The following is a 14,311-nucleotide window of genomic DNA, read 5'->3' as shown; positions in this document are numbered from 1 at the left end:
GTTTTACTGCCGCTTCGCGCCAGATCGCTGGCAAGCCAAGCTCCTACGCCCTCCGGGCAGAAGCGGTACGCGCGATCCACACAATCCATCTGTCATCGACCTGACGCTACACATTCCGTAACATCCCCTCCCTTTGCCGCCCCCCTTCAGGAACTCCATGAAACCCGCCCGCCTACGCGCCGATGTTCTCGCCGGCCTGACCACCTCATTCGCCCTGGTGCCCGAGTGCATCGCCTTTGCGCTGGTAGCGCACCTCAACCCGCTGATGGGCCTGTATGGCGCGTTCATCATCTGCACCCTCACCGCCCTGTTCGGCGGGCGCCCGGGCATGGTCTCGGGGGCAGCCGGTTCGATGGCCGTGGTGATCGTCGCGCTGGTGGTGCAACACGGCGTGCAGTACCTGCTGGCGACCGTGTTGCTGGGCGGGCTGGTGATGATCGCCTTCGGCCTGCTGCGGCTGGGCAAGCTGGTGCGGATGGTGCCATATCCGGTGATGCTCGGCTTCGTCAATGGCCTGGCGATTGTCATTGCCATGGCTCAGCTGGAGCATTTCAAAAATGGCGAGGCCTGGCTCAGCGGCACCCCGCTGTACCTGATGCTGGGGCTGGTGGCGCTGACCATGGCGATCGTCTACCTGCTACCGCGCCTGACCCGCGCGGTGCCGCCTGCGCTGGTGGCGATTCTTGGCGTCGGCCTTCTGGTGTATTTCCTCGACCTGCCGACCCGCACCCTGGGCGACATGGCGCACATCGCCGGCGGCCTACCGAGCCTGGCACTACCGGACGTGCCGTGGAATCTCGACACCCTGCGCATCGTCGCGCCCTACGCGATTCTGATGGCGCTGGTGGGCCTGCTGGAAACCCTGCTGACCCTCAACCTCACCGACGAAATCACCGAGAGCCGCGGTTATCCGGATCGCGAATGCGTGGCGCTGGGCGTGGCCAACATGGCCTCGGGGCTGTGCGGCGGCATGGGCGGTTGCGCGATGATCGGCCAGACCGTGATCAACCTCAGCTCCGGTGGCCGGGGCCGGATGTCGGGCATCGTCGCCGGGGTGATGATCCTGATGTTCGTGCTGTTTCTCTCGCCGCTGATCGAGCGCATTCCGCTGGCGGCGTTGGTGGGCGTGATGTTCGTGGTGTCGCAGCAGACCTTCGCCTGGGCCTCGCTGCGGGTGGTGCGCAAGGTGCCGGTCAATGACGTGCTGGCGATCATCGCCGTGACCATCGTCACCGTGCTGACGGATCTGGCCACTGCGGTGATGATCGGCATCCTGATCGCCGCGCTCAACTTCGCCTGGCAACAGGCCCGCGAGCTGTACGCCGACAGCCACACCGAACCGGACGGCAGCAAGCTCTACCACCTGCACGGCACGCTGTTCTTCGCCTCGACCACGACCTTTCTCAACCAGTTCGACCCGGCGCAGGACCCGGCCGTGGCAACGCTGGACTGCCGCCACCTGCGCTTTGTCGACTACTCGGCGATCGCTGCGCTGATGACCCTGCGTGAACGCTACGAAAAAGCCGGCAAGCACCTGCGCGTGGTGCATCTTTCCGAGCGCTGCAAGAAGCTGCTCAAGCGTGCCGGGGTCCAGCACGCCTGAGGCACGTCACAACGGCTTGTGCCAGGCGAAGGTGTAGATCTTGTCTGGCAGCGCCACCTGGCACTTGCCGTTATCGGCATCCGCGCCGACCAGGAACCATTCGGCCCGTGAGGTATCACCCACGCTGCGGGCTTTTTGCGGGTCATAACACTGCGCCAGCGCCTGGGCCGGCACCAGCGCATAGGCGGCCGGATGGCTGCGTAGCCAGGTCGCCGAATGCTCCAGCGACTGCGTGTCCTTGAAGCCGAAATGCACCAGCGGCTGCTGGGCGAACACCCAGTGCCCTTCGCGCCAGTCCACCAGCACGATTTCTGCGTTCTGGGTCAGCATGGCCACGTCGCGCATCATGGTCTCGTGGGGGTTGATGCCCTCGTGGCGCGGTTCGACAAAACCGCGCACAAACCAGGCACACAGCCACAGCACGGTCAGCGAGACGAACACCGTCCGCGCCTTGGGCCGCTGGCCGAACCAGCGGCGCAGCATCCACGGAATCAACGGCGCTGCCACCAGCACCAGCGCAGGCACCGCCGGGAAGATGTACAACTTTCGCTTGCCGGTACTGATGCTGAAAAACACCAGCACCAGCACCACCCAGCCCAACAGCACCAATGTGCGACCCTGATGCTTGGCCAGTTGCTTGCGCCACGCCGGCACCAGCCACGGCAGCATGAACAGGATCGGAATCCAGTACTTGGGGATGACCTGAACGAAGAAATACCAGAACGGCTCGCGATGATCCCAGGCGTTGGCGTAGCGGCTGGCAGTCTGCTTGAACAGGATTTCCTGGGCGTAGGCCACGCTGTCGGCACTGCCCTGAGCGACGATCAGCAGCAGCGGCAACAGCCACAGCGCGATCGCCGTCAGCGCCACCAACAGCCCCAGCCACCATTTCTTGCCGCTGCCGGGAGGCATCTTCACCACGCCCTTCCAGCCCTTGCGCACGGCATAGAAGTACGGAATCAGCATCAGCACCGGCAGGAATCCGACCCCTTTGCTGATGATCCCGAACCCCATCGCCGCGCAGGCAATGTAGAACCAGCGCCAGTCGGGCCCAAGCAGCAGGTGCCGGCACATGCCGTAGATGCCGAGCATGGTCCACAGCGCGAGAAAACCGTCGATCTGCCCGGTCTGCAGAATGCTGTAGCTCTGGTAGGTGCACAGGAACAGCAGCGCGGCGATCACCCCGACCCGCCGCCCCCACAGGCGCCGGCCCAGGTCATACAGGCAGCCCGTGGTCACCGCCCCGGCCAGCAATGCGGGCAGGTACAGGGCGACTTTTGGCAGATGAGTAAGCTGGACGAACAACGCCACCGTCCACATGAACAGCGGCGGCTTGTCGGCATAGATTTCCCCGGCACGATGGGGAATGAACCACGAGCCGTTCTGCAACATTTCCAGGGCCACGCCCAGAAAACGCTCTTCGTCGACGTTCAAGGGCTGGCGCCAGCCCAATCCTGCGCCCAGCAACAGCACCGCCAACCCCACGAAAAACCACAACTCCCACCGCGAAGAAGCCAATCGAATCCGCACTGCTTCAGTCCTTCTGTTCGACTACGTCCGCGGGTTGTTCTTTATGTTTGGCAATCAATTGCAGATTGCGCAGATACACGATGAAACCGAATGACTGCCCGACGATGAACACTGGGTCCTGGCGGTAGATGGCGTAGGCCAGCAACAACGCACTGCCGATGATGCTCAGGTACCAGAAGCCCACCGGGATCACGCTGCGCTTCTTGTACTCGCTGTACAGCCACTGCAATACGAAACGCCCGGTAAACGCCAACTGGCCGATGAAGCCCACGGCCAGCCACATTGACTCGCCCATGTCAGACCTCCGATTCCCGCGCGTTGACCTCAAGCCGGGTGCGACGGATCAGCCACCACACGCCGAACAGATCAAGAATGCCCACCAGCGCCCGGTCCAGGTTGCCGTAGTTGGACACCCCGGCCCCGCGCTCGCGGTGATTGACCGGGTGCACCAGCATGCGGCCGTTGTGGCGGCGGATCAGTGCCGGAATGAAGCGGTGCATGTGGTCGAAGTACGGCAAACGCAGAAACGCCTGACGCTCGATCAGCTTGATGCCGCAGCCGGTGTCGGGGGTCTGGTCCTTGAGCAGGCTGGCCCGCAACTTGTTGGCAAAGCGTGAAGCCCAGCGCTTGCTGGCGGTGTCCTGCCGGTTGACCCGGTGCCCGGCCACCAGCTTCACGCCTTCGGGCAGGCCTTCGGAGCCGCGCACCAGCTCGAGCATTTTCGGCAAGTCCGCCGGGTCGTTCTGCCCGTCGCCATCGAGGGTGGCCAGCCAATGCCCGCGCGCAACTTCCGCGGCGTGGTACACCGAGGTGCTCTGGCCCAGCGACCGGGCGTGGCTGAGCACGCGCAACTGGCTGTAGCCGCCCTCTTGCAGGCTGCGCAACTGGGCAGCCGTGGCGTCGGTGCTGCCGTCATCGACGACGATCACCTCGAAATTTTCGTTGGCAAAGGCTGCGCGCACTTCCTCGAGCAAGGGAATGAGGTTGCCTGCTTCGTTCTTGGCGGGAATCAGAACCGACACATAGGGGGTTTGCTGCATGACATTCCTTGCAAAAGACAGACGAGGTTGCGGTTAAACCCGGTAATAACTGCAGTACCAGTCAACGAACGACGGCACACCGGTCGCCACCGTGACCTGCGGACGGAAACCCACGCGCTCTTCCAGCTCGCGGGTGTCGGCCCAGGTGTTGAGTACGTCGCCGGACTGCAGCGGCATGAAATTCTTGATGGCCTGGGTGTCCAGCGCGTCCTCCAGGCACTCGACGAAATCCAGCAGCTTGACCGGCGAGCCGAAACCGATGTTGTAGACCTTGTTCGGCGCGCCGCTCTCAGGCGCGGGCGGCAGCGGCATCAGGCGCACCAGCCCTTCGACGATGTCGTCGATGTAGGTGAAATCCCGCGACATGGCGCCATCGTTGTACACATCGATGGGCTGGCCCTTGAGGATCGCGTCGGTGAATTTGAACAGCGCCATGTCCGGCCGGCCCCAGGGTCCGTAGACCGTGAAAAAGCGCAGGCCGGTGGTAGGAATGCCATAGAGGTGCGCGTAGGAATGAGCCATCAGCTCATTGGCGCGCTTGGTCGCGGCGTAGAAGGAAATCGGCTGTTCGACGGCATCACTCGTGGCATAAGGCAGCTTGTGATTGAGGCCGTACACCGAGCTGCTGGAGGCGTAGATCAAATGCGCCGGCGTGTGCGCGCGGCAGGCCTCCAGCACATTGAGAAACCCCACCAGATTGCTCTGCGCGTAGGTGTCGGGGCTGTCGATGGAGTAACGCACGCCCGCCTGGGCGGCTAGGTGAATGACTTGTTCGAAACGGTGTTCGGCGAACAGCGCCAGCAGCGACTGTTTGTCGGCCACATCCAGCAAGTGAAACTGAAAGTTGCTGCACTGTTGCAGCTGTGCCAGCCGCGCCTGTTTGAGTTCGACGCTGTAATAGCTGTTGAGGTTGTCGATGCCGACCACCTGATGACCGTCGCGGCACAAACGCCTGGCCGTGTGAAAGCCGATGAAACCTGCGGCGCCGGTGATCAGTATTCTCATGCGCTCACTTCCATGGCGGGCTCTGCGAAATAGCGGAATGCGTTTTTTCGGATGCCAAGCCTTATATCAATCGCGAATGACCGTTTTGTGAGCGGCAGATGACGGAACGACGAAGGGTTTTTGACGATGCGGCCCACTTTGTGCGTCAGGCGAATGGCAAAAATTCGGGAGATTTCCTACACCACGCGCACCACGGCAGAACGGCTGTCGAGATTTTGTTCCAAAAATACTCATATTTTGTACACAAAAATCCATTGAAACGACCCCGGAAAAATCCGCCGGACGGTTCGCCCTCTTACGCCATATGGCTTGCATGGCTGATGGAAAGCAGCAACCTGACCACTCGATCAGCTTATTGGCGTAGTTATTGCTCAGACCGAGCCCTTCGCACTGTTCCATCGTGGTTGTGCGCTCGTTTACCCGGAGTTTTCTATGCCTGTGTGGCGCAAGAGTATTCAGTGGCAACTGACCCTGAGCATGGGGGCCGCACTGGTCATCAGCAGCCTGATCGTGATTGCGATCTACGCCTTTGCCCTGAACCGGCTCACGGATCGTTACCTGCTCCAGCAGGCCATGCCCGCCAGCGTAGAGGCGATCCGCAATGACCTGGAGCGCCTGCTGGCCGCGCCACTCACTGCCGCCAGCGACATCGCCGACAACACCCTGGTGTCCGAATGGCTGGCCAACGGCGAGGACGCCACGCAGCAACCGGCCTTCATTCGTTACCTGGCGAAAATCAAGGACCAGCACAATGCGCTGACCACCTTTATCGTCGCCAAAAACAGCGGCCTGTACATCACCAGCAAGGGCGCCGACCGCACGCTGGCGCGCGGCCCGGCAGAGAACGAGTGGTTCTACGGTTTTCTGGACAGCAACAAAAAGCGCTCGCTGGACATCGATATCGACGCCACCACCAAGGTGCCGACGCTGTTCATCAACCAGCGCATCGAACACAACGGCCAGGTGGTCGGCGTGGCGGGCCTGGGGTTCAGCATGAGCGCGCTGTCGCAGATGGTGCGCGACTTTCATTTCGGCAAGGACGGCCAGGTGTATCTGGTCAGCGCCGACGGCAAGATCAAGGTGCACCCCAACGCCGACCTGAACGACCGCGCCAGCTTGACGCAGCTGGTGGGCAATGGCGCCGCCAGCAGCCTGTTGAGCGCTGCCGGGAACGGCCAGGCGCAGGAGTTCGAACGCAACGGCCAAGCGTATGTGGCCGTGGCCAAACCCGTCGCCTCGCTGGGCTGGACGCTGGTGAGCGAAGTGCCGCTAGCCGAAGTCTATGGCCCGGCCAAAGAAGCGCTGACCACCATTTCGGCGATCAGCCTGGCGGTGGTCTTGTGCTTTCTGGGCTTTGTGGCCTGGATCGCCCGCGGCATCGTGCGGCCAATTCAGCAGGTGACCACGGCGCTGGTGGACATCGGCAGCGGCCAGGGGGATCTGACCCGTCGCCTGGACGACAGCCGCGCCAACGAACTGGGCGACCTGGCCCGGGGCTTCAACCGTTTCATCGAAAGCCTGCGCCAGTTGATCGGCGACGTGCTGCAGACCAGCGAGCAGTTGCGCCATAGCGTGGTTGACGTGGCGCAGGTGGTGGACAGCACCTCGAATCGCGCGCTCAAGCAACAGCAGATGACCGACATGGTCGCCACGGCCGTGCACGAGATGGGCCTGACCGTACAAGAAATCGCCCGCAATGCTGGCGCGGCTGCCGATGTGTCGCGCAATACCCATTTCGAGGCGACGTCGGCGAAGAAGGTGGTGGGCGAATCCATCAGCCACATTCAGAGCATGTCCGACGGCGTCGGCACGGCCGCAGGCGCGGTGGAAAACCTGGCGCTGCAGATTTCCACCATCGATCAGGTGCTCAGCACCATTCGCAGCATTTCCGAGCAGACCAACCTGTTGGCGCTGAACGCCGCGATCGAAGCGGCCCGCGCCGGTGAGATGGGCCGAGGCTTCGCGGTGGTCGCCGATGAGGTGCGCACGCTGGCCGGGCGTACCCAGAGCGCGACGGCAGAGATTCAGCAAATGATGGGCGAACTCAAGACCGGCGCCGATCAAGCCGTGAGTTCCATGCGCTCGGGCCAGGCCGCCACTGGCACCGGCGTTGAAGCCAGCCGCCGCACCGGCAACTCGCTGGACGCCATCGCCGGGCATGTCGAGGAACTGACCGATCGCAATCAGCAGGTAGCGGCCGCCACCGAAGAACAGAGCACCGTGACCGAGGAGATCAACCGCAACGTGCAGGGCATTGCGGATCTGGCGCAATCCACGGTCAGCGACGTGAAGGCCTGCCGCGAGGATTGCCAGCGCCTGTCGGAACAGGCCGCGCACCTGGCGGCGCAGATGGCGCGGTTCAAGCTGTAGGCCGCCTGCCACAACGATCAATGGCGTTTATAAGATCTCGGATCTTCGCACAGCCCCGTAGCAGCACGGCTTGCCGGCGGGGCGGTGTGTCAGGCGATATTTTCGTCACAGACATACCGTCCCGCCGGCAAGCCGTGCTGCTACGGGATGGGCGTTTGACTCAAGATTCCCTGAAGGATTTCCTGCGTCGCCAGCACCTGCGCGTACTCGCCCTGCAAATTGCCCAGCGACATCCCGTGAATCTCCTCGGCACTGCGCGGATGGCCGAAAAAATCCGCGCCGTCGAAGGTGTAACAGGCGTCGAACGGCACGATCACCTCGAACCCCAGGTTGCCGCCGGTCCGCGCCGTCGACTCCACCGAGTTGTTGGTCACCACGCCGACAATCACCACCTGACTGACCCCGTCCGCCCGCAACCAGCCTTCCAGCGCCGAATGACAGAACGCATCCGGCACCTGTTTGTGCAACTCCCCCTCCCCGTCCCACGGCAGGAACTCGGGCTGGAACTCGACGCCCGATTGTTTGGGCCAGAACACCGAGTCTTCTGACCTGGAAAAATGCCGCACATGAATCACCGTACGCCCGGTGCGACGCCAGGCGTCCAGCAGCGCGAGCATCTGCTGTTCGGCATCCGGGTTGTTGCGTCGGCCCAGCTTCGGGTGGTTGATGCCCTGCTGCATGTCGATGATGACCAGCGCGGCCTTAGGGTGAATGTTCATGTGCGCCCTCTGACGATTTGCCTCGGAATCGACCATGGTCGCGGCTGCCTGCGGTTTCATCAACAAATGGCTGCGCCTGCCGCTGCGAAACCCGTTACACGTACTACGCTGCAACAGCCTTCGCCGCAGCCATGCCGTTTCGATTTTCAACCAATGGTTTAGACAGAAAACGCCAATTACTGGCTACCGACGCGGTAATCAAATCCAGATACTGAACCCATCCACTCACTACCCAACGGTTACAAGGAGATCGACATGACTCACCCCACCAACCTCACTGGCAAAGTAGCACTGGTTCAAGGCGGTTCCCGCGGTATCGGCGCAGCCATCGTGCAACGTCTGGCCGCGCAAGGCGCAGCGGTTGCCTTCACCTTCGTCAGTTCCGAAGACAAGGCCCGAGCCCTGCAGGACAGCATCACTGCCACCGGCGGCAAGGCCCTCGCGATCAAGGCCGACAGCGCCAGCGAACAAGCCATTCGCGCAGCGGTCAGCAAGACGGTCGAAGCCTTCGGCGGCATCGACATCCTGGTCAACAATGCTGGCGTGCTGGCCATCGCCCCACTGGAAGAGTTCAGCCTGGAAGATTTCGACCGCACCCTGTCCATCAACGTGCGCAGCGTGTTCATCGCCAGCCAGGAAGCCGCGCGCCATATGAAGGAAGGCGGACGCATCATCAACATCGGCAGCACCAACGCCGATCGCATGCCCTTCGGCGGTGGCGGCGTGTACGCCATGAGCAAATCGGCACTCGTGGGCCTGACCAAAGGCCTGGCCCGTGACCTGGGCCCACGCGGCATCACCATCAACAACGTGCAGCCAGGCCCGGTCGACACCGACATGAACCCGGCAGACAGCGACTTCGCTGACTCGCTGATCGGCCTGATGGCAGTGCCGCGCTACGGCAAATCCGAAGAAATCGCCGCCATGGTCGCCTACCTGGCAGGCCCCGAAGCGGGCTACGTCACCGGCGCCAGCCTGACCATCGACGGCGGCTTCGGCGCCTGATCGACCCGCCCACCGCTGTACCGCCAGGCCCCGACGCTCCCCCCGAGAGATCGGGGCCTGCTGCTTTTTTGCTTAAGCGCATGAAAATTCTGAAAAAAAGTTTTGCGTTCGGCAAAGCTTTCGACTACATTAGCGCGCCTCGACAGACTGAACGTCTGAAGATCTACGGTGAAGTGTCCGAGTGGCTTAAGGAGCACGCCTGGAAAGTGTGTATACAGGAAACTGTATCGAGAGTTCGAATCTCTCCTTCACCGCCAAATTCGCTACAAACGAAACCCCTGAATGCTGAAAAGCTTCAGGGGTTTTTCGTTTTTCTGCCCCGCAGACCATCGGAAATCTCCCACAGCAGCCAATTGGCCAGCTACTGTCTAGACATTGAACTCTTTTCAACGAGTATCCATTCAGTACGAGGGTAGTTCTGCACCAGAATCACCCAGCCCGTATTCCAGCCCCCATTGCGCGCCCCATCCGTACGAGTGTCGGGACGCGAATTTCGCAGGAGCAGGTTGATGAACGGTATCGGCAAGCGGTTAAGGCAGGAAAGGAAGCGGTTGAAACTCACCCAGAGCGCGCTGGGTGCCATCGGTGGCGTGGAGGCCAACGCCCAGGGCCACTATGAGAGCGGGCAGCGCCTGCCCCGGGCGGATTATCTGTTTCGCATCGCCGCGGCGGGGGTGGACATCGGTCGAGTGGTCACGGGCATCGAGTCGGGCAATCGGGTCGACATGCCGATGTTCCCTTCCCTGATCGCCAGCCAGGCCGACATTGCCAGCGAAGACGCCAGCAGCGCCGAGAGCGTGGTGCGGATCATCGGCCAGTTGCGGCAAAGCCTGTGGGTCACGGCCAATGCCTTGTGTGAGGTGACCCGATTGGTCGATTCGCGGGATCAGCACGAGATCGATCACGTCGAGGATCACTTGCGGGTCTTGCAGGGCGACGCCGACATGTTTGTCGCCATGGCCCTGGCTCGGGTGCAGAAGGCCAACCACGAAGCCCGTTGAGTTCGTCGCCGCCACACTGACAGCCACTCTCGTGGATGGTAGCCTTGCGCCATTCAGGGAGAGTTTTGATGAAACGGCTTGATATCGTGCTCGCGGCGCTCGCCGTGTGCCTCAGCAGTGCGGCCAACGGTGAAGCCTTCAAGTGCGTGTCCCACGACGGCAAGGTCAGTTTCGCCTCGACCCCGTGCCCGGACTACGTCGGCAGCTCCATGTTGCAACGCCCCGCCAGCTCGCGGCTTTCCAGTGACTGGGAAGAGCGGGACTTCCCGCACCGGGTGAACAAGAATGCCACGGACATTCTGCAGGTCAGCCGCCGCAGAAAGATCATCATCACCAACGAGAAAGAAATCTCCGACCACATGCAGGCCATTCGTCCGCCACCGCCCGGGGTGCCATCGACCTGCGTTGCGCCGATCTACAACAGCGCCTGTTTCGACCCGTCAGGCGGGAAGATTCGTCAGCCGGCGAAGGGCACGCTGTTTCAGTCCGGTGGGAATTGATCCGCGCTGGCGTATTACTTGCGAAATTTCTGAACTAAGTATTTATCGGCAACGATGTTACCGAATGTAAGAGCTGCTTAAAGTCATGCCCCATCGCCAGTACCACAATAACGAGACGGCCATGACCTCCACTGCGCACCTCAAAGAACACGTCCAGCATGCCGCCAACGCACTGGTGGCGGCGTTTTCCAGCAACGACACCGAAGCGTATTTCGCCGCCTTCAGCGAAGACGCCACTTTCCTGTTCTACACCCTGCCCGCGCCCCTGCTGTCCCGCGCCGCTTACCGCGAAGTGTGGAACGGCTGGCAGGCCGATGGTTTTGCCGTACTCGACTGCCAGTCGAGCAACGTGCACATCAACCTGCAGGGCGACGTGGCGATCTTCATGCATGACGTCGCCACCCGCGTGCGTTTCGGCAGCGAAGAGAGCCAGTTTCAGGAACGCGAAACCATCGTTTTCCGCTTCGACGGCCAGCGCTGGCTGGCCTGTCACGAGCACTTGTCGGAGCAGCCTGCGGCCTGAATCCGACGCTGGTGAGCGCCCGATCAGAGGCCGCCGCCAGATCTCTCATACAAGACTTTCATACAACAAGCAGTACCCTTACCCGCAATAACTGCCAAGCCAGCGCCGGACCCGATCCGGCCTCATAACAACACGACTGCGCGCAGGAAAACGTCATGTCACAACCCACTACCACTATCGAAACCTTTGGTGTCGAACAGATACCGGACGATCAGCGCGATGCCCGGCCCATCGACCTGTTCCGCCTGACCTTCGGCGGCGCCAACACCTTCGCCACAGCAGTACTCGGCAGCTTCCCGGTGTTGTTCGGGCTGTCGTTCCAGGCAGGCGTGTGGTCGATCATTCTCGGCATCGTGCTGGGCTCGATCATCCTCGCGCCCATGGGGCTGTTCGGTGCGCTCAACGGCACCAACAACGCCGTGTCGTCCGGCGCCCACTTCGGCGTGCACGGGCGGATCGTCGGCTCGTTCCTGTCTCTGCTCACGGCGGTGGCGTTTTTCTCGCTGTCGGTCTGGAGTTCGGGCGACGCGCTGATCGGCGGCGCCAAGCGCATGATCGGCCTGCCCGAAAACGACCTGACCCTGGCCATCGCCTATGGCGTATTCGCGGTGCTGGTGCTGGTGGTGTGCATCTACGGCTTCCGCTTCATGCTGTGGGTGAACAAGATCGCGGTATTCGCTTCCAGCCTGTTGTTCCTGCTGGGCATCTTCGCCTTCGGCGGCAGCTTCGATGCGGGCTTTGCCGGCACCGTGAATCAGGGTTCGGAAGGCTTCTGGGCAGCCTTCATCGGCGCAGCGCTGCTGGCCATGAGTAACCCGGTGTCGTTCGGCGCCTTCCTCGGTGACTGGTCGCGCTATATCCCACGCAACACGTCGAAAAAACGCATCATGGCCTCGGTGTTTCTCGCACAGGTGTGCACGCTGATTCCGTTCCTCTTCGGCCTGTGCACCGCCACCATCGTCGCCACCCAGGCGCCGCAGTACATCACCGACAACAACTATGTGGGCGGGCTTTTGGCGGTGTCGCCGGGCTGGTTCTTCCTGCCGGTGTGCCTGATTGCGATCATCGGCGGCATGTCCACCGGGACCACGTCGCTGTACGGTACAGGCCTGGACATGTCGAGCATGTTCCCGCGCCTGCTCAACCGCGCCCAGGCGACGATTCTGATCGGCATCGCGGCGATTGCCTTCATCTTCATCGGCCGTTTCGCCTTCAACCTGGTGCAGAGTGTGTCGACCTTCGCGGTGCTGATCGTGACCTGTACTTCGCCGTGGATCGTGATCATGGTGCTGGGGCTGATCATTCGTCGTGGCTTCTATCACCCGGCAGACCTGCAGGTGTTCACCCGCGGCCAGAGCGGCGGGCATTACTGGTTCGAGCATGGCTGGAACTGGCGCGGGCTGGGGGCGTGGATTCCGAGCGCGGCGGTGGGTCTGTGTTTCGTCAACCTGCCGGGGCAGTTCGTGGGGCCTTTAGGGAATCTGGCGGGCGGGATTGATGTGAGTTTGCCGATTACCCTGGGTTTGGCGGCGCTGTTGTATCTGACGCTGTTGCGCACGTTTCCGGAGCCGATCGGGGTGTATGGCGATCATGGGCCGCATCCGCTGTTGGGCAGCGGTGCGCATCGCAATGTGAAGAAGCCGATGGCGATTGGTTAATTTGCCTTAGCGGACTGATCCAAATTCTGCGGTGATGCTGATGTTTCTGGGTCTGGCTAACGCCAGACCTGTTTCGACTTCGTCGAATCACGATCAAGAGCGCTCTTCCTAACGTCAGATCTGTTTCGACTTCGTCGAGTTACTTGGAAAAGTCGGAATGCCGCACCACACCCAAGTAACCAAGGTGTCCTGCTCCTGGTTTGGGTCCTCCTTCGTCGGACTACCCTCTCTCCGGCGATGTTCCGTGGGCCCGGCGCGAATGGGCCATCCATGGCCCCGCGCCTCGCGCGGCATCCTGCCGCTTGACCCACTCCACATCACCTCCGTTCGGCCTGCACCCAAGTCGCGATTTGTGGTGTCTGGACTGTTGCGCACGAAGATCAAAAGCCAAATCAAAAGCGGGTGGCGTATGCCGTCCCGTAGCAGCCGAGCTTGCTCGCGGGTCGCCCTCAAGATCGCCCCCGCCGGCAAGCCGTGCTGCTACGGGACGACGTTAGCCGGTCGATGGCGTTAGCCGTTTGCCTTTGATTTGGCTTTTGATCTTCATGCGCAAATCTTCCAGACGACACAAATCGCGACTTGGGTGCAGGCTGAATGGAGGTCTCGCGCAGTGGGCCAAGCGGCAGGATGCCGCGCGAGGCGCGGGGCCATGGATGGCCCATTCGCGCCGGGCCCACGGAGCGAGGCCGGAATGAAGGAAGTCCGACGAAGGAGGACCCAAACCAGGAGCAGGACACCTTGGTTACTTGGGTGTCTTTTCCAAGTAACTCGACGAAGTCGAAACAGGTCTGACGTTAGGAAGAACGCTCTTGATCTTGATCTTGATCTTGAAGCGCCACACTCACCTCCACCGTTCGCGAAAAAACGCCCCCACCCCACAATCAGCCCGACTACACTGCCCTTCCCCCCTTCCGGCAGCCCGACTGCCCGAGTCAGGCTTGCCAACGCCCACGATTGGAAAGGATGACACCCCATGAAAACCCCAGGTCCGGACCACCCCATCACCATCGCCCCGGTCAAAGGCCGCGTCACGGTTCAGTTCAAAGGTGTGCGTGTCGCGCAAAGTGACAAGGCCCTGGAATTGAAGGAAGCACAGTACCCGGTTGTCATCTACGTGCCCCGTTCGGATATTTCCATTGAACATTACGAAATAACCAACCATCGAACCCATTGTCCCTACAAGGGCGATGCCAGCTATTTCACCCTCAAGGCCAATGGCGAATTCGCCGAAAACGCCGTCTGGAGCTACGAACAGCCGTACCCTGCCGTGAAGGAAATCAGGGAACACGTCGCGTTCTACCCGGACAAGGTGACCATCGAAGTCCACTGATGCTCGAACCGGCGCACCAATGCGCCG

General features: G+C 61.7%; 13 protein-coding genes, 1 tRNA gene and 1 pseudogene. 10 read left to right on the top strand and 5 right to left on the bottom strand.

The features are described from left to right. Positions 1 to 157 precede the first annotated feature (157 nt). A complete protein-coding gene (locus tag AC1MEK_RS18295) occupies positions 158 to 1,603 on the top strand; it encodes a SulP family inorganic anion transporter (RefSeq protein ID WP_480397684.1) in 1,446 nt (481 codons plus the stop codon). A gap of 6 nt (positions 1,604 to 1,609) precedes the next feature. Here AC1MEK_RS18295 and AC1MEK_RS18290 read toward each other — a convergent pair whose 3' ends face one another. From AC1MEK_RS18290 to AC1MEK_RS18275, 4 genes are read right to left on the bottom strand one after another with little or no spacing between them, the layout of a single operon-like run. Continuing rightward, positions 1,610 to 3,133: an ArnT family glycosyltransferase gene (locus AC1MEK_RS18290; RefSeq protein WP_480397683.1), complete on the bottom strand. Its 1,524-nt coding sequence runs from the start codon at positions 3,131 to 3,133 to the stop codon at positions 1,610 to 1,612. 4 nt (positions 3,134 to 3,137) lie between these two features. Next, the gene (locus AC1MEK_RS18285) at positions 3,138 to 3,428 is read right to left on the bottom strand and encodes a lipid-A-disaccharide synthase N-terminal domain-containing protein (RefSeq protein ID WP_480397682.1); all 291 of its coding nucleotides are present in this window, start codon (positions 3,426 to 3,428) and stop codon (positions 3,138 to 3,140) included. A 1-nt stretch (position 3,429) separates the two neighbouring features. Continuing rightward, complete coding sequence (locus AC1MEK_RS18280) at positions 3,430 to 4,173, bottom strand: glycosyltransferase family 2 protein (protein WP_480397681.1); 744 nt, start codon at positions 4,171 to 4,173, stop codon at positions 3,430 to 3,432. A gap of 33 nt (positions 4,174 to 4,206) precedes the next feature. Then, positions 4,207 to 5,178, bottom strand: coding sequence for an NAD-dependent epimerase (locus tag AC1MEK_RS18275; protein WP_480397680.1), 972 nt, complete (start codon positions 5,176 to 5,178; stop codon positions 4,207 to 4,209). Positions 5,179 to 5,610: 432 nt separating this feature from the next. Between AC1MEK_RS18275 and AC1MEK_RS18270 the strand changes: the two are divergent. Together AC1MEK_RS18270 and AC1MEK_RS18265 are read left to right on the top strand one after the other, a co-directional pair. Beyond that, positions 5,611 to 6,693: pseudogene (locus tag AC1MEK_RS18270) on the top strand (HAMP domain-containing protein); the annotation flags it as partial. Positions 6,694 to 6,810: 117 nt separating this feature from the next. After that, positions 6,811 to 7,548: a methyl-accepting chemotaxis protein gene (locus AC1MEK_RS18265; protein WP_480397709.1), complete on the top strand. Its 738-nt coding sequence runs from the start codon at positions 6,811 to 6,813 to the stop codon at positions 7,546 to 7,548. A 140-nt stretch (positions 7,549 to 7,688) separates the two neighbouring features. Here the strand turns inward: AC1MEK_RS18265 and AC1MEK_RS18260 are convergent, their stop codons facing one another. Beyond that, complete coding sequence (locus tag AC1MEK_RS18260; RefSeq protein WP_480397679.1) at positions 7,689 to 8,267, bottom strand: cysteine hydrolase family protein; 579 nt, start codon at positions 8,265 to 8,267, stop codon at positions 7,689 to 7,691. 255 nt (positions 8,268 to 8,522) lie between these two features. On the opposite strand from AC1MEK_RS18260, the gene AC1MEK_RS18255 reads away from it, so the two are divergent. From AC1MEK_RS18255 to AC1MEK_RS18225, 7 genes are all read left to right on the top strand, one after another. Continuing rightward, positions 8,523 to 9,272, top strand: coding sequence for a 3-oxoacyl-ACP reductase family protein (locus AC1MEK_RS18255; RefSeq protein WP_480397678.1), 750 nt, complete (start codon positions 8,523 to 8,525; stop codon positions 9,270 to 9,272). Between the two features lie 167 nt (positions 9,273 to 9,439). After that, positions 9,440 to 9,529 (top strand) — tRNA-Ser (locus tag AC1MEK_RS18250). A gap of 252 nt (positions 9,530 to 9,781) precedes the next feature. Beyond that, positions 9,782 to 10,273: a helix-turn-helix domain-containing protein gene (locus AC1MEK_RS18245; protein WP_480397677.1), complete on the top strand. Its 492-nt coding sequence runs from the start codon at positions 9,782 to 9,784 to the stop codon at positions 10,271 to 10,273. Between the two features lie 68 nt (positions 10,274 to 10,341). Then, complete coding sequence (locus tag AC1MEK_RS18240) at positions 10,342 to 10,773, top strand: DUF4124 domain-containing protein (protein WP_480397676.1); 432 nt, start codon at positions 10,342 to 10,344, stop codon at positions 10,771 to 10,773. Positions 10,774 to 10,894: 121 nt separating this feature from the next. After that, positions 10,895 to 11,296, top strand: a complete 402-nt coding sequence (locus AC1MEK_RS18235; RefSeq protein ID WP_480397675.1) for a YybH family protein — start codon at positions 10,895 to 10,897, stop codon at positions 11,294 to 11,296. 155 nt (positions 11,297 to 11,451) lie between these two features. Then, entirely contained in the window at positions 11,452 to 12,954 is a 1,503-nt protein-coding gene (locus AC1MEK_RS18230) for a purine-cytosine permease family protein (RefSeq protein ID WP_480397674.1), read from the top strand. A 973-nt stretch (positions 12,955 to 13,927) separates the two neighbouring features. After that, positions 13,928 to 14,284: a DUF427 domain-containing protein gene (locus AC1MEK_RS18225; protein WP_480397673.1), complete on the top strand. Its 357-nt coding sequence runs from the start codon at positions 13,928 to 13,930 to the stop codon at positions 14,282 to 14,284. Positions 14,285 to 14,311 lie beyond the last annotated feature (27 nt).

The organism is Pseudomonas sp. 2 (assembly GCF_056627435.1).
The sequence above is the reverse complement of the archived record's forward strand: the minus strand, read 5'-3'. Positions and strand labels throughout refer to the sequence as shown.